The following is a 25,532-nucleotide window of genomic DNA, read 5'->3' as shown; positions in this document are numbered from 1 at the left end:
CCATGGAACTTCTCGTTGCCTCTGCCGTGGGCATTCTGACAGCGGCAGGTGTCTACCTGATCCTGCGCCGCCGCAGCTTCCCGGTGATCCTGGGCCTGTCGCTGCTGACCTATGCGGTCAACGTGTTCCTGTTTGCCACAGGCAGGCTGGTCACCGGCGCGCCGCCGATCCTCAACAAGTATGAGGAGGTCGCCTATACCGACCCGCTGCCGCAGGCGCTGGTGCTCACCGCCATCGTGATCTCCTTCGGCATGACTGCTGTTGTGGTGATGATCGCGCTGGGGGCCTATCTCTCGTCCCGCGATGACGGCACCGCCATGCCGGTTGAGGCAGACGGCGCAGAGGAGGACGCATAATGGAGCATCTTCTGATCGCGCCGGTGGTTCTGCCCGCCCTCGTTGCGCCCTTCATCATCATGGTGCTGCGCCACCATCTGGACCTGCAGCGGATCTTCTCGCTGGCCAGTGCGGTGCTGCTGGCAGGCATCACACTGGCGCTGGCCGCGCAGTCCGCCGATGGCACGGTAAAGGTCTACGAGCTCGGCGACTGGCCCGCACCCTTTGGGATCGTGCTGGTGCTGGACCGGCTGTCGGCGATGATGATCGTGCTGACGTCGCTCTTGGCTCTACCGGTGCTGCTTTACGCCATCGGCTCCAACTGGGACACCCGCGGCGCCAACTTCCATGCGCTGTTCCAGTTCCAGCTGATGGGCATCATGGGCGCCTTCCTGACCGGCGACGCCTTCAACCTGTTCGTTTTCTTCGAGGTGCTGCTGATCGCCTCCTATGGGCTGATGATCCATTCCGGCGGCACCCGCCGGTTCCAGGCCGGGGTGCAGTATGTGGTGTTCAACCTCCTCGGCTCCACCCTGTTCCTGTTTGCACTCGGCACGCTCTACTCCGTGACCGGCACCCTCAACATGGCCGACCTGGCGGTGAAGGTCGCCCAGATTCCGGCAGAGGACACCGCCCTTCTGCGCGTGGGCGCGGTGATGCTCCTCTTGGTCTTCGCGATCAAGGCATCGCTCCTGCCGCTGCACTTCTGGCTGCCCTCGGCCTATGCCAACGCGCCGATGCCGGTGGCGGCACTGTTTGCAATCATGACCAAGGTCGGCGCCTATTCGATCCTGCGCATCTACACGCTGGTCTTTGGCCCCGAGGTTGAGGCCACCGCAGGCCTGACCGAAAGCTGGCTGCTGCCCGCCGCCATGCTGACTCTTGGCGCCGGCGCCATCGGCGTCCTCGGCTCCAAGAAGCTGGGCCGCCTCGCCGCCTTCGGCGCCATCGCCTCCATGGGCACGCTCTTGATCGCAATCTCTTTGTTCACCCAGACCGCCGCCGCAGCTGCGCTCTACTACCTAGTACACTCGACACTGGCCGCGGCGCTGCTGTTCCTGGTCGCTGACCTGGTGATGGAACGCCAGGGCCAGTGGATCCTGCCCCAGTTGCCGATGCCGCAGACCGGGCTGATCTCAGCGCTGTTCTTTGCCGCGGCCATCGCGCTGGCGGGGATGCCGCCGCTTTCGGGCTTCCTGGGCAAGCTGCTGGTCCTTGATGCCACCCGCGGCGCCGATCTCGCCCCCTGGATCTGGGGTGTGATCCTGCTCGGCTCGCTCATCACCATCATCGGCATGGCCCGCGCAGGTTCGCTCCTGTTCTGGAAGGGCCACGGCCTGCCTCAACGCGCTGCAGAGGAACCCGGCTACACCGCTGCTGAAACCGCACCGCCGCCTGCACTGGCCTTCGTGGCCTGCTTCGGCCTCCTGGCCGGGCTGGTGGCGCTCACCGTTTTTGCAGGCCCCGCCACCCGCTATGCCGAGGCAACGGCGGCGCAGCTCTACGCGCCCTCGGCCTATATCGACACCGTGCTTGGGAGGACGGCTGAATGAAACTGGTCTGGCGGCTTTTTCCGCACCCCTTGCTCACGCTCCTGCTGACCCTCACCTGGCTTTTGATGGTGAACCGCTGGTCGCTGAACTCATTGGTCTTCGGCTTCCTGCTGGGGGTGGTGATCCCCTTCGTGACCCAGCCCTTCTGGCCCAACCGGCCCAACCTTCGCCGCCCGTTCAAGATCGCGGAATACATCCTGGTTGTGCTGCTGGACATCGTGCAGGCCAACATCATCGTCGCCCGCATCGTGCTGTTCAAACCCAACGCCGACCGGCGCCCCAACTGGATCACCATCCCGCTGGACCTGAAAACGCCGGAGGCAATCACCGCCCTTGCCGGCACCATCACCATGACCCCCGGCACCCTGTCAGCGGACGTCTCGGATGAGGGCCACGCCCTGCTGGTCCACTGCCTCGATGCCCCCAACCCCGACGCGGTGCGGGATGAAATCAAACAGCGCTACGAGCGCCGGCTGATGGAGATTTTCGAATGATCGAAAGCGCTGCCACCTTCGCCTTCGCCTGTTTCGCGCTCGCCATGCTGATGAACCTCTGGAAGGTCGTCACCGCCCCCGATGTGGCCGACCGCATCCTGGCGCTCGACACCATGTTCATCAACGCCATCGCCCTGATGGTGCTCTACGGCATGGCGCTGGGAACCGAGATCTTCTTTGAGGCCGCAATGATCATCGCGATGCTCGGATTTGTCTCCACCGTGGCCTACGCGCGCTTCATCCTGCGCGGCAACATCATCGAGTAAGGGGCAGAAAGATGGAAACCCTGTTTGAATTCCTCGTCGCCGCCTTCCTGGTAACCGCCGGCATCTTCGGCATTGTCGGCTCCTACGGGCTGATCAAGCTGAACGACCAGATGTCACGGCTGCACGCTCCGACCAAGGCCACCACCCTCGGCGTCGGCGGGGTGCTGCTGGCCTCCATGCTGCACGCCGCCGCGTTTGAGAAGTACTTCTCCTACCATGAGCTGATGATCACCCTGTTCCTGTTCCTGACCGCGCCCATCACGGCAAATTTCATTGCCAAGGTGCATATCCACCGGCAGGAAACCCGCGATACCATGCCAAAGGCCGGCGGCGACGATCACTGGGCCACCCATGACACGCCCGAGGATGAGGAACGCCGCAGCGCGGAACAGACGCCGCCCGCCGAAGACTGAACGCACAGCACTCAGGAAGGCCTGACCCGTGATCGACACCTCCCGCCTGCCGCTGACCCGTGACCTGGTTCTGGTGGGCGGCGGCCACACCCACGCGCTGGTCTTGCGCAAATGGGGGATGAAGCCCCTGCCCGGCGCCCGGCTGACGGTGATCAATCCCGGCCCCACTGCACCTTATTCCGGTATGCTGCCCGGCTTTGTGGCAGGCCATTACCAGCGGGATGAGCTGGACATCGACCTCGTCCGCCTCGCCCGTTTTGCCGGCGCCCGCGTGGTGCTAGGCGCGGCAGAACATATCGACACGGCTTCCCAGCTGGTGCATGTGCCCGGCCGCCCGCCGATTGCCTATGACGTGGCGTCCGTCGACATCGGCATCACCTCCGCCATGCCGGACCTGCCGGGCTTTGCCGAGCACGGCATCCCGGCCAAGCCACTGGGCCGCTTCGCCGCCCGCTGGGCTGGCTTTCGCGACGGCGATAGCCCCGCCCATGTCGCGGTGATCGGCGGCGGCGTCGCCGGGGTGGAGCTGATCCTCGCGATGGCCTATGCCCTCAAGTCACGCGGCCGCCTCGCTCAGGCAACGCTGATCGATAGCGACCAGGCTTTACGCGCAATCGGCGAAAGGGCCCGCCAGACCCTGCGGCGCGCCCTGGTGGAACACGGCGTGCGGCTGGAGGAGAACGCCGACATAGAACGAATCGAAGACGGCTACATCACGCTGCAGGACGGGCGCGAAATCCTCTCGGATTTCACCACCGGCGCCGCCGGCGCCCGTCCCTATGGCTGGCTCGCGGACAGCGGATTAGACCTGAACGACGGCTTCATCCGCGCCAGTGAAACCCTGCAAAGCTCTGATCCGCAGGTCTTTGCCGCCGGCGACTGCGCCCATATGGAGTTCGCCCCGCGCCCCAAGGCAGGCGTCTACGCCGTGCGCCAGGCCCCGGTGCTCTACCACAACCTGCGCGCCCTGATGACCGGCGACCCGCTGCGCAAATACAAACCGCAGAAGGACTACCTGAAACTGATCTCCATGGGCTCCAGGGAAGCGCTCGGCGAACGCTTCGGCACCACCCTGTCCGGCCCGCTGATGTGGACCTGGAAGGATCGCATCGACCAGGCCTTCATGGAAAAGTTCCGCGATCTGCCCACCATGGAGGCCTCGCCGCTGCCTGCCGAACACACCCTCGATATGGAGCAGGCACTTGGAGACAAGCCCATGTGCGGCGGCTGCGGCGCCAAGGTCGGGCGCAACGCGCTGCTCGGCACTCTTGCGGGCTTAGGGACTGAGGTCCGCGACGACATTACGCCGCTGCCCGGCGACGACGCGGCGCTGCTGACAACCGGCGGCGTCAAACAGGTGATCAGCACCGACCACCTGCGCAGCTTCACCAATGACCCGGTGCTGATGACCCGCATCACCGCCGTGCATGCGCTTGGCGATATCTGGGCGATGGGGGCAGAGCCTCAGGCCGCCACCGCCAACCTGATCCTGCCGCGCATGTCCCCGGCCCTGCAGGCCCGCACCCTGCAGGAAATCATGACCGCCGCCGCAGAGGTCATGCAGGCAGCAGGTGCTGCCATCATCGGCGGCCACACTTCGCTGGGGGATGAGCTGACCATCGGCTTCACCGTCACTGGCCTCTGCCGCCGCCCCGCCATCACCCTCGCAGGTGCGCAACCAGGCGATGCGCTGATCCTGACCAAGCCCCTCGGCTCCGGCGTTCTGATGGCCGCAGAGATGGCGGGCGAAGCCAAGGGCGAATGGGTTGCCGCAGCTCTGGAACAGATGAGCCAGCCGCAGGGCGCCGCCGCCCGCATCCTGCAGGACACCCATGCAATGACTGACGTCACTGGCTTCGGCCTCCTCGGCCATCTGCTTGGTATCTGCGAAGCGTCCCGCACCGGGGCAGATCTCTACACCGGCCGGATCCCCCTGATGCAAGGCGCCGCCGAACTGGCAGACCGCGGCATCCGCTCCTCGCTGTTCCCCGCCAATCAGGCCGCCCTGCCGAAGCTGAAGACCACCGGCTGGCAGGACCTGCTGTTTGATCCGCAAACCGCAGGCGGCCTGCTGGCCGCGGTTGCCCCGGATCAGGCCGGAAATCTGCTGGAGCAGTTGCAGGCCGCCGGCTATCCGGCAGCCCTCATCGGCAAGGTCACAGAAGACACCGGGGCCATCACCCTCAGTGCCTAGCGCTGATACTGACAAGGGGCCAGCCCCTCTTGGCCCTAGGGGGCCAATTCACCCCGGGGTATTTCAGACCAGAAAGAAGCCCAACAACTGCTGCTTCTTTCTGGTCGAAAATACCCAGTCCCGCTGCGCCGCGGCGCAGCGCCACGCCAAACGGGCGCGGGGCATCGCAGATGTCCCGGCGACGGGCGGGAGAGCTCCGGTCAGAGACCGGACATAACCGCTGCCACCTGCGCTGCAGCCGCTTCCAGTCCCGCCTCATCCAGCGCTTCGGCCCCGACCGTAGCAGCGACCTCTGCGCCAATGGCCGTGCGGGACTTGCGGTAGGCGGGGTCGTAATGCTCCACCATCAGCGCTTCGGTCAGGCCAGACTTGTCACCCGCCTCGATGCTGGCAAACCAGCCGTCGACAACAGCGCCGGACCGGTGGGCGCGCAGCGGGCCCAGCTTCTCGCGCAGCCGCTCCGCATCTGACAGGATGTCATCGTAAGCCTGCACCAAGTAGCGGCAGCGTGCGGCCACCGGCACTTGCAGCTCAATCCTCGGCGCCTGCTTCATCGCGTCCCAGACCGCAGGCGGGATGATCCGCTGGCCAATCTTGCTCGATTCCGCCTCCACCAGCACCGGGCGGGCCGGGTCCAGCCTCATCAGCGCACCCGCCAAAGCGGACTCAAACCCCTTCTGGGAGGGCTGCGGCGTTGGCATATCCCCCAGCAAGGAACCCCGGTGATTGGCCAGCCCCTCCAGGTCCAGCACCTGCACCCCCAGATCTCCGGCGCGCTTCAGAACCTCGGTCTTGGCAGACCCGGTATAGCCGTCCAGCGCCACCAGCCGGTGCGGCAGTGCGGATTGATAGAGCGCCGCATTCACCAGCCGCCGGTAGCTCTGATAGCCGCCCTCCACCACCTCGGCGCGCCAGCCGATCTGCTGCAGCATCCAGGTAAAGGACCCGGACCGCTGGCCGCCGCGCCAGCAGTAGACCAGCGGCTTCCAGCCGCCCTCGTGGTGGCTCAGGCTTTGCTCGATGTGATTGGCGGCATTGCGGAACACCAGCGCCGCGCCCAGCTTGCGCGCCTTGAAGGGGCTGTCCTGCACGTAAATCGTGCCGACCTCAGCCCGTTCCTCATTGTTCAGCACCGGCAGGCTGATTGCGCCCGGCACGTGATCCTCGGCAAATTCCGCCGGGCTGCGCACGTCGATCACGGTGTCGAACCCGTGGGCATAGAACTCTTGCAATGAGGTGAATTTCAGCGCCATGGCCCATGCCTACCGCGCCCCATGCGCAAGGAAAAGCCGCAATTGCTGCTGCCGCGGCGATAAGTCTTGCGCGCATTGCGCACAGGGCGCTATGGCAAGTCTCGCGAACAGATCACACCCGCGCGGATTGCCGCGAACCAGACCGCCAAGGACCAAAAGGCCATGACCACTGACCCGTTGGACATCCACACCCTGCCCGGCCACCTGATCCGGCGGCTGCACCAGATTTCCGTGGCCCAGTTCATGGACCGCATGGCGGGTGAAGGCATTGACCTCACACCAGTGCAGTTTGCCGCAATGGCCGCCATCCACCGCCATCCCGGCATCGACCAGGCTTCGGTTGCCGGGCTTATCGCCTATGACCGCGCCACCCTGGGCAAGGTGGTGGACCGGCTGGCGGACAAGGGACTGGTGGAACGCCGCGTTTCCCGGGCCGACCGCCGCGCCCGAGAGGTCAGCCTGACCCGAGACGGAACCGCGCTTCTGGAGCACATCCTGCCCATCGTGCGGGCCTCGCAGCCCGGCATCCTGACCGGCCTCACCGAGGCGGAACAGGACACCTTCGTGGCGCTGCTGCAAAAGGCGACCCTTGCAGGCAATGACCTCAGCCGCGCGCCGCAGCGCGACCTGCCCGCCCGCCACGCTGCCGAGTAGCGCTCAGATCAGCTGCCCGCGCGGGATATCCTCCTCCCCGAAGGGTTCGATCAGCTCCGGCCCCTCGGCACGGTTGGAGTTCACCGCCGGATCAACCCGGTGGAAGTCCAGCACGCCCTCCGCTCCCGGCTGCATCAGCCGGGCGGCGCCATGGCCCTCCTCCCCCAGCCATTTGCCCCAGTCGCCGGCCTCCAGGATCAGCGGCATCCGGTGGTGGATAGGTGAAAGCCCTTCGTTAGCGGCCGTGGTGACAATCGCGCAGGTCTTGACCGGATCGTCAGCCCCCCAGCTCTGCCAAACGGCAGCAAAGGCAATCGGCGCGCCGTCGTTGCGGCGGATGTACCAGGGCAGCCGGGCGCCCTCCTCCGACTTGGTCCATTCATAAAACCCGGTGGCCGGGATCAGGCAGCGCCGCTCCCTGGCAGCGGCGGCAAAGGCCGGCTTTTCCGCAATCGTCTCCGCCCGGGCGTTGATCAGCAGCGGCCCGGCAGTCTCGCTTTTGTACCAATGCGGCAGAAAGCCCCAGCGCATCGCAACCAGCTGCCGTCCTGCCTCCCCTGCCTGCACCACATTCACCGGGTTGGTCGGGCAGACGTTGTAATTGGGCACCGTGGGCAAATCATTTGCCGGCTGCGCCGCAAACAGCTGCGCCATTGCATCCGTGGGCAGGGTTATGGCAAATCGTCCGCACATGCTGATTTCTAACCCGGCCCGCGGCGCGTTTGCAAAACCTTCCGCGGCACAGGATTTTCAGCCGCCCTGACAGGATGATAGATAGGCCTCATGACTCTTCAGAACGATCTCCAGTCCGCCTTGGGCTTTCTCAACCAGGGTAAGTTCAAACAGGCGCTGAAACAGTCCAAGGGCGGCATGAAGCGGCACAAGAGCCACCCGGATTTCCCCAATATCGCGGGCATCTCCCTGTCCGGCCTGGGCAAGCACCGCGACGCTGTCCCCTATTTCAAGAAGGCGCTGGCGCTGGCCCCAGGCTTTCACGACGCCCGCAAGAACCTGGCGCAGACGCTGCTGTTCATGCAGCAGGGTGAACCGGCGATGAAACTGCTGGAGCGGGTACTGAAGGACCAGCCCGGCGATCAGGCCGCGCTTTATTTGCAGGCGCAGGCGCATCTGGTGATGAATGACGCCGAGGCCGCAATTGAAGCCGCCACCGCCGCGCTGGCCCGCGATCCGCGCCAGCCGCGGATGCTGCGACTGCGCGCCACTGCCTGGAACACGCTGGGCGATGAAAAGGCCACGCTGGCGGATTATCAGGCCGCGCTCAAGGTGAACCCCAATGACGCCGACGCGCTGCAGAACGCCAGCCTGCTGCTGGCCCGCCTGATGCGCCAGGACGAGGCCACCGAAGCCGCACAAAAAGCCGTCGCCGTGGCGCCCCAGAACGCCGAGGCCCGCCGCCGCCTCGCCAGCCAGCTGATCTCCAACGGCGAAAGCGCTGCAGCGCGCGAGCAGTGCCTGGCGCTGATGGAGCTGGATCCCAAGGACACCCAGGTGCTGGAAATGCTGGCCCGCATCAGCAGCCGAGAGCAGAACGCGGAGCTGCTGCCCGTCGCGCAAAAGGCGCTGAAAGCCGCCGCGCCCCGCTCGCTTGACCGTGCCAACGTCAGCTTTGCCCTCGCCCGGATCGCCGATCAGGCGGGCGACAAGGCGGCTTTTGCCGCCCATAATGACGAGGCCAACGCCTGTATGGCCGCGCAGACGCCCTACGACTACGAGGAAAGCGAGCGTCAGTTCAGCCGCATCATGGCGGCCTTCCCGGACCAGATCGCCCCGGCAGAGACCGCCCCCGAAGGGCCGCGCCCGATCTATGTGGTGGGGATGCCGCGCTCCGGCACCACGCTCACCGAAACCGTGATCGGCCTCCACCCCGATGTCTTTCCGCTGGGCGAACGCGGCGTGCCGGCCTTCCTGCTGCACCCCTATCTGGACAAGGATCAGGACTTCACCCCCGAGGCCGCCCGCACTTTCGTGGCCGAGGACATCAGCCGCCTGCCCACAATGCCCGAGGGCACTGCAGCCTATGTCGACAAGATGCCGGACAACTACCGCCTGCTGGGCCACCTTGCCACCGCCTACCCGGATGCACGCTTTGTTCATCTTTGCCGCGATCCGCGCGATGTGGCGCTGTCGATCTGGCGCGGCTATTTCTCCGGCAGCTCGCTCACTTATGCTTACGACCTCAAGGCGATGGCGCACCGTTTCAACCTCTACGGCCGGCTGATGCAGCACTGGCGGCAGGTGATGCCGGGGCGGATCTATGATCTGCGCTATGAAGACTTCGTGGCCGATATCGAGGGCGAAAGCCGCAAGTTGGCGGACTTTTGCGGGCTGAACTGGGTTGAGGATATGGCCCACCCGGAACGCCACGAGGGCCAGGTGCTGACACTGTCGAACACCCAGGTCCGCCAGACAGCGCACACTCGCTCAATCGGCAAGTGGGAGAAATACGCCGATGTCCTGGCACCCTTCATCGATGGGCTGGACCCGAAAATATGGCCTGAAATCAAAGGGTAACAGGGCCTACTTGGTGTAGGCCTTGCGCGCGATTTCGATCCGCGCGTCCATCATCGACATCTCTTTCAGGATCTCCTGTCGGCGGCTGCGGTCGCCGGCCTCGCGCAGTTCGGCCCTCAGGCGCTGCAGCTCGCGCGACAGGCTCACGAACTCCGGCACCCCGCCGCTTTCGCGCACCAGCCGGTTGACCAGCTCATTCTCCGGGTCGTCGCATTCCGGCAGCGGCTTGCCGGCGCCTTGCAAGTTGTCAAAGGCGCCGTCCTTCTCGGCGGCTTCGATGCGGGCGTTGATGAGGTCGATCAGCGGGTGGTCCATGGCGGCATTCTGCCATGCGCGCCGGCTGCGGGAAAGCCCCCGCCACCCCGTTAACTAACGGGTGGCGAAGGTTAAGGATGCCTAAAGATAATGCGGCAGCCCTCCTGCCCGAATGTTTCGCGCGCGAAACATTGGGTCCGGTCCGGACCTATCTACTGCTGCCTATTTCACCTGCGAAATCCTCCCGTCGGTGTAGGGCGTATAGGGGCCCTGCGCCGCCAGATACTCCGCTAGCACATCCGCCAGGTCGGGGCCGAAATCATAGGCGTTCTTGTCGTCTCCTTCGAACATCGCATAGCCGTCGCCGCCGTTGCGGACATAGTCATTGGTGACCACCACATAGGTCTTGGCCGGATCAACCGGCACAAAACCGTCGCCCTCCGCCACCAGCACCTCGGTGACTCGGCCCGCGTTCGGCGCGGCGGAGCTGTCCCAGCTGAATTTCAGCCCGGCCACCTGCGGGAAGCGGCCCTTGACGTCCTCCACCTGGCTGACGCCGTTCTCCAGCGCCGCGACCAAAGTCGCGCCGTCGATCTGGAAGGTCGACAGCGTGTTCTGGAATGGCAGGATGGTCAGCACCTCCCCCATGGTGACCTCCCCCGCATCCAGGCTGGCCCGGATACCACCGGAGTTGGCAATGGCAATGGTCACGCCCTGATCCTTCACCCGGTCCAGCATCGCATCAGCCACCAAGTTGCCCATCGGGCACTCCTGCACCCGGCAGACATCCCGGCTGCCTTCAACGGGTTCTGCCGCCTCTGCCACTACCTTGTTGCGGATTTCATCCAACGGCTCGGCCAGCTCCGCAATCCGGTCCAGCGTGTCCGCATCCTCTCTGACAGCCGCATCCATGATCAGTGGCTCGCCGGTGGCACTGACCACCTTGCCCGCATCATCAAAGGTCACGTTCAGCTCGCCCAGAAACTTGCCATAGGCATAGGCCTGCACGATCTGCACCCCGTTCACCACGGTCGGATACGGCCCGGCGGCCTTCTCGGAAGTGTTGGACAGGTAGGTGTTGCTGTGTCCGCCAACGATTACATCTACGCCGGAGGTCTCTGCCGCCACCCGCTGGTCCACACCATAGCCGGAATGGCTGAGCACCACGATCTTGTTCACGCCTTCTGCCGTCAGCCTGTCCACCTCTGCCTGCACCGCCGCCACGGGATCGGAGAAATGCACGTTCTTGCCGGGGCTTGCCAGCTCATGGGTATCCTCCGGCGTCAGGCCGATCAGGCCGATCCTCTCGCCGCCGCGCTCGATCACCGTGGATTTCTTCAGCACATCCGCCAGCGCCGGTTCACCCGACACATCCGCATTCGACATCAGCACCGGAAAGCCCACCGCATCCATGAAACCGCGCAGCACTTCCGGCCCGTCGTCGAATTCATGATTGCCGACGGTCATCCCGTCATAGCCCAGCTTGGTCATGAACTCCGCCGCGGCCTTGCCCTTGTAATAGGTGTAGAACAGCGAACCCTGGAACTGGTCGCCACCATCCACCAGGATCGAATTCTCCGCCCGTCCCCGTGCGTCCGCGATGGCCGTCACCAGCCGCGCGGTGCCGCCGAAACATTTGCCCTCAGCCTGATCTTCGGCGTCGCAGGTGCTGTCGTATTTGTTGATCGGCTCGAACCGCGAGTGGAAATCATTGGTATGCAGGATGGTCAGCTTGTACTCCGCCGCTGCCGCTCCGGCAGTCAGGGCCAGGGCTGCAACCGATGTGAGAATGCGTGCAATCATGAGGAGCGCTCCCGTTGTTCTGTTTTTGGGAATCCTGCGCCCAATCCCCGCGCTGGTCAAAGGGGAAAAGCCGTGGTGCTGCCTCCCCTTGCGTCAGCTTGACCGGCGGCTTGCCCCCAATCCCCCTTGATTCCTTTGCAAACGCAGGGCATCAGGCCGCTATGCTGATTTACAAGATTTTCCGGGCGGACGAATGGGCCGCACTGCAGGCCGCGGGCGAGACGCCGGGCGCGCCGATCGATGTTGCGGACGGCTATGTCCATTTCTCCACCGCAACCCAGGCGGCGGAAACCGCAGCCAAGCATTTTGCCGGCGCCGAGGGGCTGACCCTGCTGGCCTGCGATGCGGATGCGATGGGCGCGGACCTGAAGTGGGAAGTGTCCCGCGGCGGCGCCGAGTTCCCGCATCTCTACCGCAATATCCGCATGTCGGATGTGGTCTGGGCCAAGCAGCTTCCGCTGGTGGAGGGCACCCATCAGTTCCCGGAGGAAATGGCATGAAGCTGACAGAGAAGCTGGCCCTTGCCGCGATGCACCGGATCGACCCGGAGGCCGCGCACGGGCTGTCGGTGAAGGCACTGACGATGGGACTGGCCCCAGCTCCCGGCCCGGTCACCTCTGCCCGGCTCAAGACCACGCTGGCCGGGATTGACCTGCCGAACCCGGTTGGTTTGGCGGCTGGCTATGACAAGAACGCCGAGGCACTGGCACCGCTGTCAAAATCCGGCTTCGGCTTTATCGAGGTCGGCGCGGCGACGCCCCGCCCGCAGCCGGGCAATCCCAAGCCGCGATTGTTCCGCCTGACGGAGGACAAGGCGGCCATCAACCGCTTCGGCTTCAACAATGAGGGCATGGCGGCCATCGGAGCGCGTCTGGCGCAGCGCCCGCGCGATGCGGTCATTGGCCTGAACCTCGGCGCCAACAAGGACAGCGAAGACCGCGCCGCGGATTTTGCCAAGGTGCTGGCCCACTGCGGCGCGCATCTGGATTTTGCGACCGTCAACGTGTCCTCGCCCAATACCGAAAAACTGCGCGACCTGCAGGGCAAGGCGGCGCTGTCAGCGCTGCTGGCCGGTGTGATCGAGACCCGCGAGGGCCTTAGCCGCCGGGTGCCGGTGTTCCTGAAGATCGCGCCGGATCTGGACCGTGCGGGTATCGAGGATATTGCCGCCGTCGCTCTGGAAAGTGGCATCGACGCGGTGATTGCCACCAACACCACCCTGTCGCGCGACGGTCTGCAAAGCGCCCACAAAGGCGAAGCCGGCGGTCTGTCCGGCGCGCCGCTGTTTGAAAAGTCCACCCGGGTTCTGGCACAATTGTCGGAGCTTTTGGATGGCAAGGTGCCGCTGGTCGGCGTCGGCGGCATCAGCACGGCGGAACAGGCCTATGCCAAGATCTGCGCCGGGGCCTCTGCGGTGCAATTCTACACAGCAATGGTCTATGGCGGGCTGTCGCTGGCCGGGGACATTGCCCGCGGCCTGGATGAATTGCTGGCCCGCGACGGGTTCGAAAACGTCGCGCAAGCGGTTGGAACCAAACGGAAGGATTGGCTGTGATCACCTATTGGCATTACCCGAAATGCTCCAAATCCCGCGCGGGCCTTGCGCTGATCGAGGAGCGCGGTGCAGAGGTGCAAACACGCGCGTACTTGGAGGATGCACCCTCGGTTGAGGAACTGAAGGCGGTGCAGACCGCTCTTGGCGTCTCCGCGGTGGAGATGATGCGGACCGGCGAGAAGGTCTTCAAGGAACTGGGCCTTTCCAAGGACAGCGCCGAGGAGGAACTGCTGGCGGCAATGGCCGCGCATCCGATCCTGATCGAGCGCCCGATTGCCATCAAGGACGGCAAGGCGGTGATCGGCCGCCCGACCGAGGCGATCGAAACCCTGCTCTGACCGTTTCCCGGCGCGGGAAACGGCCAAAAATCCTGCGAGGATTTTTTTAGCGCTCCATTAGCGGCGGAGCGCCAGTTTTCCGCGCCGGAAAATTGGCCGGAAATCTCGCAGAATGCCGGCTTGCTTAGACGCCCACCTGCGCCTCCAGCCGCGGGTAGCGCAGGCCCAGCGTGACGCCGCGGGCGAGGTTCAGGACGATCAGCGCAGCCCAAAGGCCATGGTTGCCAAAGGCCGGCACCAGCAGCAGCAGTGCCGCCACATAGATGGCCACCGATTGCAGCATCGCCCAACGCATGTCGCGGGTCCAGGTGGCGCCGATATAGATGCCGTCGAACATGTAGCTGGCAACGCTCAAGACCGGCAGCACCGCCGCCCAGACCAGGAATACACGGCCTGCTTCGCGCACCTCCGGCGACGTTGACATCAGGTCAATGAGCCATGGCCCGCCAACAGCAAAGGCGATGCCCAGCAGCACTGCACCGCCCACGCCCCATTGCGAGGTGATCACCGACGCGCGGCGCACGCGGGCCCGCGCCTTGGCGCCGACCGCGCCGCCCACCAGCGCCTCAGCGGAGAAGGCAAAGCCGTCCAGTGCAAAGGCGGTGATCTCGACAAATTGCAGCAGGATCTGATTGGCGGCGAGGTTCACGTCGCCGATGCCGGAGCCGATGAACAGGAAGGTGGTGAAGGACCCAGTGAGCAGCACCGATCGCACCATGATGTCGCCGTTCACCTGCATCATCCGTTTCAGTCGCGCCGGGTCGAACACCCGCGCCCAATCGCGCCACTGATCGCCCGCAAAGGCATCGCGGCAGAGGTAGAGCCCCAGCGCCAGACCGCTCCATTCGGCGATCAGCGTGGCGATGGCGACGCCCTCCACCCCCCAGCCGAGGCCAAGCACGAACCACAGGTCCAAGGCGATGTTCAGCCCGTTCATCCAGACCTGCAGCAGGAATACGCCGCGGGTGCGCTCCACCGCGATCAGCCAGCCGGTGACGGCATAAAGCGCGATGGTGGCCGGTGCGCCCCAGATGCGGATCTGCAGGTAGTCACGGGCCAGGCTTTCGACCTCGGCACTGGCGGGTGCCAGTGCGAAGGCGCCCCAGAAAACGGCGCTTTGCGCGATGATAAAGACGGCTCCGGCAGCAAAGGCCAGGAGCAGCCCGCGCATCAGAAGCGCGCCGGTTTCCCCCCAGTCCCCGGCCCCGCGCGCCTGCGCTGCGAGACCTGTGGTGCCCATGCGCAGGAAGCCGAAGATCCAGTAGATCGTCGCCAGGATGACCGCACCGATGCCCACCGCGCCAATCGGTGCAGCCTCGCCCATCTGGCCGACCACGCCGGTATCGACGGCGCCCAGAATGGGAACCGTGGCGTTCGACAGCACAATCGGCAATGCGATGCTGAGCACCCGTTTATGGGTGATCTCCGTGTCCGCGCTGGTCATCCGGTCAGCCTTCGCCGTTCTGGTCCTGCGGCATCAGGAAATGGCCGGTGGCCTGGGCAAACAGCTTGTCCTTGTGATCCTGCCAGGCCTCCACATGCACCGAGGCATAGCGGCGGCCGGAACGGTTCACCCGGGCGCGGGCATAGGCATCGCGCGGCAAGCCGGAACGCAGGTAGTCGACGGTGAAGTCGATGGTCTTGGGCTGCCGCGGCAGGTAGCCCTTGGCCATTTCCGCCGGGTCCAGATCACCGCTTTCGATGCGCTGCCAAAGGTGCGACCAGTTGAGCGTGATCATCGCGGTGATTTCCAGGAAGGCCGCCGTCACCCCGCCGTGGATCGCCGGCAGGAAGGGGTTGCCGATCAGCTTGTCATCGAAATTCAGCACCGCAGTCAGCTCATCACCGCGGCGCTCGAAGGTCACGTTCAGGAAGCGGATGTAGGGCACCGAGTCGACCAGCGCCGACAGGGCTGCATCGCGGCGCTGCTTGACCACCTGGATCGGTTCGGGACGGGGGCGGCTCAAAACTTCTTCTCCACGGTAAAGGCGCCTGAGGCGGTGGCGACGGGGCGGTCCGTGTCCTCGTCCATTGCCACGGCGCGGACAAAGGCGACGGTGCGGGTGATGTGGTGGCAGGTGGCGCGGGTGGTAATGGCCTGCCCCGGTGTGGCGGGGCGCATGTAATCAATGCGCAAGTCGATGGTGGCGGTGCCGCCCGGGGCGGACGGGTGGCTCATCACCGCTGCGCCGCAGCATGTGTCCATCAGGGCTGAGACCGCGCCGCCGTGAATGACGCCGGTGGCGGGATCGCCGATCAGCTTTTCGTCATAGGCCATGCGGATCTCGGCGGTGCCGTCGCCGATCTCTGTCAGCTTCATTCCCAATTGCTTGGCGTGCGGAATCGCTTCGATGAACTGGCGCGCGAGGTCGGTCTTGTCGGCCATGGGAGTGTCCTTTGGATTCTCTCCCTCATCTTTGGCCCTGCCCCGGCAAAAGCGCAAGTGTGCCGCCGCGGAGGTTGCACTGTTCGCTGCAAGTGCATAGGTTCCCGGCAAGGGAGACGACGGATGACCGACAAAAGATTGTCATTCAAGGAAATGTGCGCAGAGTTCGAGGTCACGCCGCGGACGCTGCGCTACTATGAATACATCGAATTGCTGCAGCCGGACCGCGAAGGCCGGTCGCGGTTCTACGGAGCGCGGGAGCGCGCCCGGATGAAACTGATCCTGCGCGGGCGCAAGTTCGGCTTTCAGCTGGAAGAGATCCGCCAGTGGCTGCTGATCTATGAGAAAGAGGGCAACGACGCCCAGAACCATGCGTTCATGGAAATGGCCGACCGGCAACTGGTGGAGCTGGAAAACCAGCGTGAGCAGATCAATGAGGCCATCGAAGAGCTGAGCGAGCTGCGCGAAAGCACGCGGGCGCTGCTGAAATAAGCCCAGCACATCTTTCCGGTAATTGAACCCCGTCCTTTTGGCGGGGTTTTTCTTTTGCAGATTCCGCTGCCGGATTCGCCAGGTTTCTGGCCAGGTGCATTGGCGAAACCCGCCTGCAGACAGCCAGTCAGCCCGTAACGTTACGTCACTTTATGTTCGTTTTGCGAACCAGTAACGCCCCGCAAAGTGACGCAACGTACAACTTACGTAAACGTAAAGTCAGTCTTGATCGAAATCCGAACTGCGCACAGCTTGGGCCTGCACCAAGCCGTAAGAGTGACGATGATGACCGAAGAAACCATGACCATCCGCGAGATGTGCGAGGCCTTTGACGTGACGCCCCGCACGCTCCGGTTCTACGAAGCCAAGGAACTGCTGTTCCCGATCCGCGACGGCCAGAAGCGGCTGTTCACCAAACGCGACCGCGCCCGGCTGAAGCTGATCCTGCGCGGCAAGCGGTTCGGGTTCAGCCTGGAGGAAATCCGCCAGCTGCTGGAGCTGTACCATGTCGGCGACCAGCAGGTGACCCAGCTCACCAAGACCTATGAGGTCGCGCGTGACCGGCTCGCCGATATGGAGCGCCAGCGCGAGGAGCTGACCGAGGCAATCGAGGACCTGAAGGACCAGCTGGCCTGGGGCGAGAAGATGATCGCTTCGATGAAGGCCAAGCAGGAGGCTGCCCAATAAGCAGCCGCACCGCCCTTTCCCGCCGGCCTGCCCGGCACTGACCACGATCACCAAGACCCTGAAGAGGACCGCAATGCCTTCCTATCGAGCCCCCGCCAAAGACGCCCAGTTCATCCTGCACGACGTGTTGAAGGTCTCCGGCCAGGACATCCCCGGATACAATGAGCTGGAACCGGATTTCACCGGCGCCGTGCTGGAAGAGGCAGGCAAGATCGCCAGCGAAGTGCTGCACCCGCTGAACACGGTGGGCGACCAGGAGGGCTGCCGCCTGGAAAACGGCGTGGTCTACACCCCCAAGGGATTCCTGGAAGCCTTCGAGCAGATGAAGGAAGGCGGCTGGACCGGGCTCGACATGCCGGAAGAATTCGGCGGCCAGAACATGCCCTATGTGATGGGCACCGCGGTAGGCGAGTTCTTCTCCGCCGCCAACCAGGCCTTCACCATGTACCAGGGCCTGACCCATGGCGCGGCCTCCGCCATTCTGGCGCATGGCACTGAGGAGCAGAAGGCGGCCTATCTGCCCAATATGATCAGCTGCCAGTGGACCGGCACCATGAACCTGACCGAACCGCATTGCGGCACCGATCTGGGCCTGATGCGCACCAAGGCGGAACCGCAGTCTGACGGCAGCTTCAAGATTTCCGGGCAGAAGATCTTCATCTCCTCCGGCGATCACGACATGGCAGAGAACATCGTGCATCTGGTGCTGGCCAAGATCCCCGGCGGCCCCGAGGGCATCAAAGGCGTCAGCCTGTTCATCGTGCCCAAGTTCCTGGTGAACGAAGACGGCAGCCTGGGTGAGCGCAACGGTGTCTCGGTCGGCAAGATCGAGGAGAAGATGGGCATCCACGGCAACTCCACCTGTGTGATGAACTATGACGGCGCGACCGGCTGGCTGCTGGGCGAAGAGCACAAGGGCATGCGCGCCATGTTCACCATGATGAACGAGGCCCGCCTGGGTGTCGGCATGCAGGGCCTGGCGCAGGCCGAGGCCGCCTATCAGAACGCGCTGGAATACGCCAAGGACCGGCTGCAGGGCCGCGATGTGACCGGCACCAAGAACCCGGACGGCCCGGCGGATCCGCTGATCGTGCATCCGGATATCCGGCGCTCGCTGATGGACCAAAAAAGCTTTGCCGAGGGCGCCCGCGCGTTCCTTCTGTGGGGCGCCACCCTGATCGACCAGGCCCACCGCGCAGGCGACAAGGACGCGGACGGGCTGATCTCTTTGATGACGCCGGTGATCAAGGGTTTCCTGACCGATCAGGGCTATGACATGACGGTGCAGGCGCAGCAGGTTTATGGCGGCCATGGCTACATCGAGGAATGGGGCATGTCGCAATACACCCGCGACGCCCGTATCGCGATGATCTACGAGGGCGCCAACGGCGTTCAGGCGCTGGACCTGGTGGGCCGCAAGCTGGGTCAGCACGGCGGCAAATACGTCCTCGCCTTCTTTGATATGGTCAAGACCTTCTGCCAGGAAAACAAAGAGATTTCAGAGGCTTTTACCAAAGATTTCATCAAGCCGCTGCAGGCTGCCTCCAAGGATCTGCAGGCGGCTGGCATGTTCTTCATGCAAAGCGGCATGAAGAACCCGAACCACGCGCTGGCGGGGTCTTATGACTTCATGCATTTGTTCGGCCAGGTCTGCCTGGGCCTGATGTGGGCGCGGATGGGCAAGGCGGCGCAGGAAGCGCTTGACGCCGGGACGCAAGACGCGGCGTTCTATGAGACGAAACTCGCAACCGGCCGGTATTACATGGCACGGCGGCTGCCCGCGACCAAGCTGCACCTGGCCCGCATCGAAAGCGGCGCCGACACGGTGATGGCGCTGGACGCGGACGCCTTCTGATGCCTGCGGGCGTCCCCTTGCGGGGCGCCCGGTTCTGCCCCGGCCGGTGCTTTGACACGCAAAGGACCGCAAGATGCCAAAACGTTTCCGCCTGACCCGCCGCCTGCCGATCGCGATGACCGAGGACGGCTACCGCAGGCTGAAGAAGTTCGCCCAGGAGGCGGGGCTGGATGAAGGCGAAGCGCTGTCATTCCTGTTCGAGAATTTCGACAGCGTGACAGACTACGAGAACCTGAGCCACCGGCTGCGGCTGTTCAACGCCGAGCTGGAGGCGCGAAAGCGCTAGAAAAGCGCAGCAAAGGGAGAGAGATGACCGAGACGCATTCCGCATGGATGACGGATGAGCACCAGATGCTTGGGGAGATGACGGCCCAGTTCATCAGCAATGAATGGGCCCCCAAGTTCGAGACCTGGCGCAAGCAGGGCCTGATGGACCGGGAGACCTGGACCCAGGCCGGTGAATTGGGTCTTCTCCTGCCCTCGATCCCCGAGGAATACGGCGGCGCCGGTGGTGATTTCGGCCATGAGGCAGTGATCCTGATGGAAGGCAGCCGCGCCAACCTGGCCAGCTGGGGCCATGGCATCCATTCCGGCATCGTCGGCCACTACATCCTGGCCTATGGCACCGAGGAGCAGAAAGCGCGCTGGCTGCCGAAGATGGTGACCGGCGAGCTGGTTGGCGCGCTAGCGATGACAGAGCCCTCCACCGGGTCGGACGTGCAGGCGATCAAAACCAAGGCAGTGAAGGACGGCAATGCCTACCGGCTGTCGGGGCAAAAGACTTTCATCACCAACGGCCAGCACGCCAACCTGATCCTGGTGGCGGCCAAAACCGACCCGTCCCAAGGCGCCAAGGGCGTGTCGCTGGTGGCGGTTGAAACGGATGGCGCCGAGGGCTTCAGCCGCGGCCGCAACCTCGACAAGATCGGCTGCCATGCGGCGGACACGTCGGAACTGTTCTTCAGCGATGTGGAAATCCCGCCGGAGAACATCCTGGGCGGCGTCGAGGGCCAGGGGTTCTATCAGATGATGCAGCAGCTGCCGCAGGAGCGGCTGATCATCGCCTGCGGCGCGGTCGGCGCGATGGAAGGCGCGGTGGAACGCACGGCGGCCTACTGCAAGGAGCGCGAAGCCTTTGGCGGGCCGCTGACACAGTTTCAGAACACCCGCTTCAAGCTGGCCGAATGCCTGACCAAGACCAAGGTCGCGCGCGCTTTCCTGGATGAATGCATCAGTGAGCATCTGCAGGGCAAGCTGACCGTCGAGAAGGCCGCAATGGCCAAGTATTGGATCACCGACACCCAAGGCGAGGTGCTGGACGAATGCCTGCAGCTGCATGGCGGCTACGGCTACATGCAGGAATACGCCGTGGGCGAAATGTGGGCAGATGCGCGGGTGCAGCGGATCTACGGCGGCACCAACGAGATCATGAAGGAGCTGATTGCGCGGTCGCTGTAGCCGCAGGGGCCGCGGCGGGATCGCGGGAGGCTGGTGATGGATTTTGAGTATTTGGGGAAAGATGAAGCCAAAGCAGTGTCCCTGCCCCTAGCTTTCGCCAATTGGGCAGGGACGTCTTCACCTTTCACGGCCATCGGCTCTCCAGCCTGTACCGCAAGCCCAAGGTAACAAACGGAGCGATGAGGCGGGTTAATGCCCCATCATCTTTCCAAAAATACTCCACGGGGGTGCGGGGGTGTGAAACCCCCGCTCCGCCATCCGAAACAGGGAGCAACAAATGACAATCAAACTGCATTGCTTTGGCGAAAGCGGCAACTCCTACAAAGCCGCGCTGGCGCTGGAGCTGGCCGGGCTGGACTGGGAACCGGTCTTTGTCGACTTCTTCGGCGGGGCGGCCCGCACGCCGGAGTTCCGGGAATTCTCTGCCATGGCCGAAGCTCCGGTTCTGGTAGACGGGGATGTAACGCTCAGCCAGTCGGGCGCGATCCAGCAGTACATCACCGACAAGACCGGCAAGTTTGGCGGCCGCCCTGAGGACAAATACGAAGTGCTGCGCTGGGTGCTGTGGGACAATCACAAGATGTCCAGCCAGGCCGGCATGACCCGGTTTCTGATCAACTTCCTGCCGGAACAGCACCGCTCGCAAGAAGTGATCAACTTCATGCAAGGCCGCCTGAAGGCCGCCTATGCCACGCTGGAACACCATCTGGAGGGCCGCGAGTGGATTGTTGGCGACAGCCTCACCAATGCCGACATCAGCTGCTGCAGCTACCTCTACTACCCCGAACCCTTCGGCTTTGACCGGGCCGAATGGCCGCATATCGACGCCTGGCTGGACCGCATCAGCGCCCTGCCCGGCTGGAAACACCCCTATGATTTGATGCCCGGCAACCCGTCGGACCGGGCCTGAGGAGAGCACAATGACAGACGCATATATCTATGACGCGCTGCGCACCCCGCGCGGCAAGGGACGCAAGGACGGCTCCCTGCATGAGGTGACCTCGGTCCGCCTCTCTGCCCTGACGCTGAACGCGATCAAGGAGCGCAACAACCTGGAGGGACACGCGGTCGAGGATGTGATCTGGGGCAACGTCACCCAGGTGATGGAACAAGGCGGCTGCCTGGCGCGCTCCGCTGTTCTCGCCTCTGACCTGGATGAGCGCATCCCGGGTCTCGCCATCAACCGCTTCTGCGCCTCCGGCATGGAAGCGGTGAACCTGGCGGCCAACCAGGTGAAGGGCGGCGCGGGCGATGCCTATATCGCAGGCGGCGTCGAGATGATGGGCCGGGTGGCCATGGGCAGCGACGGTGCGGCGATTGCGGTGGACCCGAGCCTCGCGATGGAGACCTATTTCGTGCCGCAGGGCATCTCGGCCGATATCATCGCGACCGAATACGGCTTTACCCGCGATCAGGCCGATGCGCTGGCGATGGAATCCCAGCGCCGGGCCGCCAAGGCCTGGGAAGAGAAGCGGTTCGAGAAGTCGGTGATTACTGTCACCGACCAGAACGGCCTGCCGATCCTCGCCCATGACGAATACATGCGCCCCGGAACAGACATGCAGGCGCTGGGGTCGCTGAACCCGGCGTTCCAGATGATGGGCGAGCAGATGCCGGGCTTTGATAAAGTCGCAATGCTGAAATACCCGCATCTGGAACGGATCAACCACATCCACCACGCGGGCAACTCCTCTGGCATCGTGGATGGCGCTGCGGCGCTGCTGATCGGCAACAAGGAGTTTGGTGAACGCCATGGCCTGAAGCCGCGCGCGCGCATCAAGGCCACCGCCAAGATCGGCACCGATCCGACCATCATGCTGACCGGCCCGGTGCCGGTGACCGAAAAGATTCTGGCCGACAACGGCATGAAAATCGGCGACCTGGACCTGTTCGAGGTGAACGAGGCCTTTGCCTCTGTCGTAATGCGCTTCCAGCAGGCGTTTGACGTCGACCCGGAGCTGGTGAACGTCAACGGCGGCTCCATCGCCATGGGCCACCCGCTGGGCGCCACCGGCGCGATCATCATCGGCACCCTGCTGGATGAGCTGGAGCGGCAGGACAAAGAATGCGGCCTCGCCACCCTGTGCATTGCATCGGGCATGGGCGCCGCAACCATCATCGAGCGCGTCTGATGCCGAAGCTGGACCTATCCCAACTGCCCTGGCGGACCGGATCGGGCTACCCCGGCAAGCTGGCCGAAGCCTGTGCGGGCCGCAGCGTGCAGCCGCTGGGCGATCCCGGCGGGCTCAGCCAGTTCGGTGTCAACATCGTACGGCTGGAGCCTGGCGCGGCCTCCTCCCTGCGCCATTACCATATGGAGCAGGACGAGTTCGTGATGGTGACAGAGGGCATCTGCACCCTGATCGACGATCAGGGCGCGCATGAGATGATGCCCGGCGACTGCGCCGCCTTTCCGGCGGGCGAGGAGAACGGCCACCATCTGGTGAACCGTTCGGACAAGCCTGCCGCCTTTCTGGTGGTGGGCACCCGCACCGCAACTGAGACCGGCTATTACAGCGATTTGGACATGATGGTGAAATTCGCAAGCGGCGAGTTCACCTTTACCCGCAAGGACGGCAGCCCGCTGACGGCTGACCAGACCGGAGAAGACACATGAGCGATTTCAAATACGACGTGGACGCAGACGGCGTCGCAATCATCACCTGGGATGCCGAAGGAAAGTCCATGAACGTCCTCACCCGCGAGGCCTTTGGCCTGGTGGAGGAATACGTGGACCGGGCGCTGGAGGACGACGCCGTCAAGGGCATCGTGATCACCAGCGGCAAGAAAGACTTTGCCGGCGGCATGGACCTCAATGTTCTGGCGACCATCCGTGAGGAGTCGGGGGAGAACCCGGCCCAAGGCCTCTTTGACTTCACCATGGGCGGCCACCGCATCCTGCGCAAGCTGGAGTTAGCGGGCATGGATCCCAAGACCAAGAAGGGCGGCAAGCCGGTGGCCTGTGCCATCAACGGCACCTGCGCCGGCATCGGCACCGAGATTGCGCTGGCCTGCCATCACCGGGTGATGACCTCCAATCCCAAGGCCAAGATCGGCCTGCCGGAGATCATGATCGGCATCTTCCCCGGCGGCGGCGGCACCACCCGGTATTCCCGCATGGTGGGCGCAATGGCCGCCGCTCCGGTCCTGCTGGAAGGCAAGATGATGGACCCGAAAAAGGCCAAGGCGGTGAGCTTGATTGACGAAGTCGTCGACCCAGATCATCTGATTGCTCGCGCAAAAGAGTGGGTTTTGGCCACCTCTGGCGCCATCCCGAACGAAGTTCTGGAATACTATGATCCAGTTGTTGATCTGGCTAAAGCCGCTGGCGAAGACGTTGAAACTCACCGGGAGCATCTAAACCGCTCCACACCGGCTGGCGCTCCTGCACCTAAGATTATTCGCAAAGGCAGCGAAACCATCGTGAAACCCTGGGACGCCAAGGGCTACAAGATGCCGGGCGGCGCACCGTATCACCCCGCGGGCTTCATGACCTTTGTCGGTGCCTCGGCGATGGTGCACGGTAAGACCCAGGGCGCCTTCCCGGCGGCCAAGGCACTGCTGTCGTCGATCTATGAGGGCGCGCTGGTCGATTTCGACACCGCGCTGAAGATCGAGGCGCGCTGGTTCACCAATGTGCTGATGAACCCGTCGTCCTCCGCGATGATCCGCAGCCTGTTCCTGAACAAGCAGGCGCTGGAAAAAGGCGCCGTGCGGCCCAAGGACGTGCCGGACCAGTCGGTCAAGAAAATCGGCGTGCTGGGTGCGGGCATGATGGGCGCGGGCATCGCGCTGGTGTCGGCTCAGGCCGGCATGGAGGTTGTGCTGCTCGACCGTGACCAGGACGCCGCCGATAAGGGCAAGGCCTATTCCGCCGCCTACATGGACAAGGGCATCAAGCGCGGCAAGGCGACCGAGGAGAAGAAAGAAGCGCTGCTGGCGCAGATCACCGCCACCCCGGATCTGGACGCACTGAAGGGCTGCGACCTGATCATTGAGGCCGTGTTCGAAGACCCGGGTGTCAAGGCCGAGATGACCCAAAAGGTCGAGGCGATCATTCCCGAGGACTGCATCTTTGCCTCCAACACCTCCACCCTGCCGATCACCGAGCTGGCCAAAGCATCGAGCCGGCCGGACCAGTTCATCGGCATCCATTTCTTCTCGCCGGTCGAGAAGATGTTCCTGGTGGAGATCATCAAGGGCAAGGAGACCGGCGACCGCGCGGTGGCCAAGGCGCTGGATTATGTGCGCCAGATCCGCAAAACGCCGATTGTGGTCAACGACGCGCGCTTCTTCTACGCCAACCGCTGCATCCTGCCCTATATCAACGAGGGCCTGCGGATGATCACCGAGGGCGTCAGCCCGGTGCTGATCGACAACGCTGCGCGCCAGCTGGGCTTCCCGGTGGGTCCGGTGCAGTTGACCGATGAGACCTCGATTGATCTCGGCGCCAAGATTGCCCGTGCCACCAAGGCGGCGATGGGTGATGCCTACCCGGAAAGCCCGGCGGATGACCTGATCTTCTGGATGGAAGAACTGGGCCGTCTGGGCCGGAAGTCGAACGCGGGCTTCTTCGAGTATGACGACAAAGGCAAGCGCGCCGGATACTGGACCGGCCTGCAGGAGAAGTACCCGCTGGCATCCGAACAGCCCGACCTGATCGAGGTGCAGGAACGTCTGATGTTCGCACAGGTTCTTGAGGCGGTGCGGGCGCTGGAGGAAGGCGTGCTGATGGATATCCGCGAGGGCGACGTCGGCGCCATCCTGGCCTGGGGCTTTGCGCCGTGGTCCGGCGGCCCGCTCAGCTGGCTGGACATCCTGGGCACGCCTTATGCGGCGGAGCGCTGCGACAGCCTGACCGAACAATTCGGCGAGCGTTTCGCCTGCCCGGCACTGCTGCGCGAGATGGCGGAGAAGGGCCAGAGCTTCTACACCCGCTTTGCGCCGGAAACTTCTGCGGCGGCCTGAAGGCAAACATAAAACGAGGAAAGGCCAGCGCCCATGCGCTG

27 protein-coding genes are annotated in these 25,532 nt (G+C 64.2%); 20 read left to right on the top strand and 7 right to left on the bottom strand.

What is annotated here, in order from left to right; translation table 11 throughout:
• Positions 1–2 precede the first annotated feature (2 nt).
• From RA25_RS02075 to selD, 6 genes are read left to right on the top strand one after another with little or no spacing between them, the layout of a single operon-like run.
• Positions 3–356 carry a Na+/H+ antiporter subunit C gene (locus RA25_RS02075; protein ID WP_019295817.1) on the top strand — a complete coding sequence of 118 codons (354 nt, stop codon included), beginning with the start codon at positions 3–5 and terminating at the stop codon, positions 354–356.
• Positions 356–1,888, top strand: a complete 1,533-nt coding sequence (locus tag RA25_RS02070) for a monovalent cation/H+ antiporter subunit D (protein WP_039169769.1) — start codon at positions 356–358, stop codon at positions 1,886–1,888. The genes RA25_RS02075 and RA25_RS02070 overlap by 1 nt, the downstream gene beginning before the upstream one ends.
• Complete coding sequence (locus RA25_RS02065) at positions 1,885–2,382, top strand: Na+/H+ antiporter subunit E (RefSeq protein WP_019295815.1); 498 nt, start codon at positions 1,885–1,887, stop codon at positions 2,380–2,382. Before RA25_RS02070 ends, RA25_RS02065 begins: the two co-directional genes overlap by 4 nt.
• Entirely contained in the window at positions 2,379–2,648 is a 270-nt protein-coding gene (locus tag RA25_RS02060) for a K+/H+ antiporter subunit F (protein WP_019295814.1), read from the top strand. The genes RA25_RS02065 and RA25_RS02060 overlap by 4 nt, the downstream gene beginning before the upstream one ends.
• Before the next feature lie 11 nt (positions 2,649–2,659).
• Positions 2,660–3,061, top strand: coding sequence for a Na+/H+ antiporter subunit G (locus RA25_RS02055; protein ID WP_039169767.1), 402 nt, complete (start codon positions 2,660–2,662; stop codon positions 3,059–3,061).
• A 31-nt stretch (positions 3,062–3,092) separates the two neighbouring features.
• Positions 3,093–5,255, top strand: coding sequence for a selenide, water dikinase SelD (gene selD, locus RA25_RS02050; protein WP_039170298.1), 2,163 nt, complete (start codon positions 3,093–3,095; stop codon positions 5,253–5,255).
• Positions 5,256–5,455: 200 nt separating this feature from the next.
• On the opposite strand, the gene mnmH is transcribed toward selD, so the two are convergent.
• Positions 5,456–6,508 carry a tRNA 2-selenouridine(34) synthase MnmH gene (mnmH, locus tag RA25_RS02045; protein ID WP_039169764.1) on the bottom strand — a complete coding sequence of 351 codons (1,053 nt, stop codon included), beginning with the start codon at positions 6,506–6,508 and terminating at the stop codon, positions 5,456–5,458.
• Positions 6,509–6,670: 162 nt separating this feature from the next.
• Between mnmH and RA25_RS02040 the strand changes: the two genes are divergently transcribed.
• Positions 6,671–7,162: a MarR family winged helix-turn-helix transcriptional regulator gene (locus RA25_RS02040; RefSeq protein WP_019295810.1), complete on the top strand. Its 492-nt coding sequence runs from the start codon at positions 6,671–6,673 to the stop codon at positions 7,160–7,162.
• Positions 7,163–7,165: 3 nt separating this feature from the next.
• Here the strand turns inward: RA25_RS02040 and RA25_RS02035 are convergent, their stop codons facing one another.
• Positions 7,166–7,855 carry an SOS response-associated peptidase gene (locus RA25_RS02035; protein WP_039169763.1) on the bottom strand — a complete coding sequence of 230 codons (690 nt, stop codon included), beginning with the start codon at positions 7,853–7,855 and terminating at the stop codon, positions 7,166–7,168.
• A gap of 90 nt (positions 7,856–7,945) precedes the next feature.
• Between RA25_RS02035 and RA25_RS02030 the strand changes: the two genes are divergently transcribed.
• Complete coding sequence (locus RA25_RS02030) at positions 7,946–9,694, top strand: tetratricopeptide repeat-containing sulfotransferase family protein (protein WP_039169761.1); 1,749 nt, start codon at positions 7,946–7,948, stop codon at positions 9,692–9,694.
• Positions 9,695–9,700: 6 nt separating this feature from the next.
• Here RA25_RS02030 and RA25_RS02025 read toward each other — a convergent pair whose 3' ends face one another.
• Together RA25_RS02025 and RA25_RS02020 are read right to left on the bottom strand one after the other, a co-directional pair.
• Entirely contained in the window at positions 9,701–10,009 is a 309-nt protein-coding gene (locus RA25_RS02025; RefSeq protein ID WP_039169759.1) for a DnaJ family domain-containing protein, read from the bottom strand.
• Between the two features lie 162 nt (positions 10,010–10,171).
• Positions 10,172–11,752, bottom strand: a complete 1,581-nt coding sequence (locus tag RA25_RS02020; protein WP_039169756.1) for a bifunctional metallophosphatase/5'-nucleotidase — start codon at positions 11,750–11,752, stop codon at positions 10,172–10,174.
• A 161-nt stretch (positions 11,753–11,913) separates the two neighbouring features.
• Between RA25_RS02020 and RA25_RS02015 the strand changes: the two genes are divergently transcribed.
• The 3 genes from RA25_RS02015 to arsC are packed head-to-tail and all read left to right on the top strand — an operon-like array spanning position 11,914 to position 13,645.
• Positions 11,914–12,252, top strand: a complete 339-nt coding sequence (locus RA25_RS02015) for a DUF952 domain-containing protein (RefSeq protein ID WP_039169755.1) — start codon at positions 11,914–11,916, stop codon at positions 12,250–12,252.
• Positions 12,249–13,307: a quinone-dependent dihydroorotate dehydrogenase gene (locus RA25_RS02010; RefSeq protein WP_039169752.1), complete on the top strand. Its 1,059-nt coding sequence runs from the start codon at positions 12,249–12,251 to the stop codon at positions 13,305–13,307. Before RA25_RS02015 ends, RA25_RS02010 begins: the two co-directional genes overlap by 4 nt.
• Positions 13,304–13,645: an arsenate reductase (glutaredoxin) gene (gene arsC, locus RA25_RS02005; protein WP_039152050.1), complete on the top strand. Its 342-nt coding sequence runs from the start codon at positions 13,304–13,306 to the stop codon at positions 13,643–13,645. Before RA25_RS02010 ends, arsC begins: the two co-directional genes overlap by 4 nt.
• Before the next feature lie 124 nt (positions 13,646–13,769).
• Here the strand turns inward: arsC and RA25_RS02000 are convergent, their stop codons facing one another.
• Genes RA25_RS02000 through RA25_RS01990 form a run of 3 tightly spaced genes read right to left on the bottom strand, consistent with a single transcriptional unit; the run spans position 13,770 to position 16,031 of the window.
• Entirely contained in the window at positions 13,770–15,089 is a 1,320-nt protein-coding gene (locus tag RA25_RS02000) for an MATE family efflux transporter (protein WP_039169750.1), read from the bottom strand.
• Positions 15,090–15,093: 4 nt separating this feature from the next.
• On the bottom strand, positions 15,094–15,612 hold the full coding sequence (locus tag RA25_RS01995; RefSeq protein WP_039169747.1) for a PaaI family thioesterase: 519 nt from the start codon (positions 15,610–15,612) through the stop codon (positions 15,094–15,096).
• The gene (locus RA25_RS01990) at positions 15,609–16,031 is read right to left on the bottom strand and encodes a PaaI family thioesterase (protein WP_019295800.1); all 423 of its coding nucleotides are present in this window, start codon (positions 16,029–16,031) and stop codon (positions 15,609–15,611) included. Before RA25_RS01990 ends, RA25_RS01995 begins: the two co-directional genes overlap by 4 nt.
• A 123-nt stretch (positions 16,032–16,154) precedes the next feature.
• On the opposite strand from RA25_RS01990, the gene RA25_RS01985 reads away from it, so the two are divergent.
• From RA25_RS01985 to RA25_RS01945, 9 genes are all read left to right on the top strand, one after another.
• Positions 16,155–16,523: a MerR family transcriptional regulator gene (locus RA25_RS01985; RefSeq protein WP_039169745.1), complete on the top strand. Its 369-nt coding sequence runs from the start codon at positions 16,155–16,157 to the stop codon at positions 16,521–16,523.
• Positions 16,524–16,808: 285 nt separating this feature from the next.
• Positions 16,809–17,210 carry a MerR family transcriptional regulator gene (locus RA25_RS01980; RefSeq protein ID WP_039170295.1) on the top strand — a complete coding sequence of 134 codons (402 nt, stop codon included), beginning with the start codon at positions 16,809–16,811 and terminating at the stop codon, positions 17,208–17,210.
• A gap of 73 nt (positions 17,211–17,283) precedes the next feature.
• Complete coding sequence (locus RA25_RS01975; RefSeq protein WP_039169743.1) at positions 17,284–19,065, top strand: acyl-CoA dehydrogenase C-terminal domain-containing protein; 1,782 nt, start codon at positions 17,284–17,286, stop codon at positions 19,063–19,065.
• 73 nt (positions 19,066–19,138) lie between these two features.
• Entirely contained in the window at positions 19,139–19,351 is a 213-nt protein-coding gene (locus RA25_RS01970) for a hypothetical protein (RefSeq protein WP_019295796.1), read from the top strand.
• Positions 19,352–19,374: 23 nt separating this feature from the next.
• The gene (locus RA25_RS01965; RefSeq protein WP_039169740.1) at positions 19,375–20,523 is read left to right on the top strand and encodes an acyl-CoA dehydrogenase family protein; all 1,149 of its coding nucleotides are present in this window, start codon (positions 19,375–19,377) and stop codon (positions 20,521–20,523) included.
• 277 nt (positions 20,524–20,800) lie between these two features.
• Positions 20,801–21,433 carry a glutathione S-transferase family protein gene (locus RA25_RS01960; protein ID WP_019295794.1) on the top strand — a complete coding sequence of 211 codons (633 nt, stop codon included), beginning with the start codon at positions 20,801–20,803 and terminating at the stop codon, positions 21,431–21,433.
• Positions 21,434–21,443: 10 nt separating this feature from the next.
• Positions 21,444–22,655, top strand: a complete 1,212-nt coding sequence (locus RA25_RS01955; RefSeq protein ID WP_039152000.1) for an acetyl-CoA C-acetyltransferase — start codon at positions 21,444–21,446, stop codon at positions 22,653–22,655.
• Positions 22,655–23,140, top strand: coding sequence for a cupin domain-containing protein (locus RA25_RS01950; RefSeq protein ID WP_039169738.1), 486 nt, complete (start codon positions 22,655–22,657; stop codon positions 23,138–23,140). The genes RA25_RS01955 and RA25_RS01950 overlap by 1 nt, the downstream gene beginning before the upstream one ends.
• Positions 23,137–25,491: a 3-hydroxyacyl-CoA dehydrogenase NAD-binding domain-containing protein gene (locus tag RA25_RS01945; RefSeq protein ID WP_039169734.1), complete on the top strand. Its 2,355-nt coding sequence runs from the start codon at positions 23,137–23,139 to the stop codon at positions 25,489–25,491. Before RA25_RS01950 ends, RA25_RS01945 begins: the two co-directional genes overlap by 4 nt.
• Positions 25,492–25,532: the final 41 nt, after the last annotated feature.

Source organism: Leisingera sp. ANG-S5 (genome assembly GCF_000813925.1).
GTDB lineage: Bacteria > Pseudomonadota > Alphaproteobacteria > Rhodobacterales > Rhodobacteraceae > Leisingera.
Note: the sequence above shows the minus strand (reverse complement) of the source record. Positions and strands in the feature narration are given on the sequence as shown.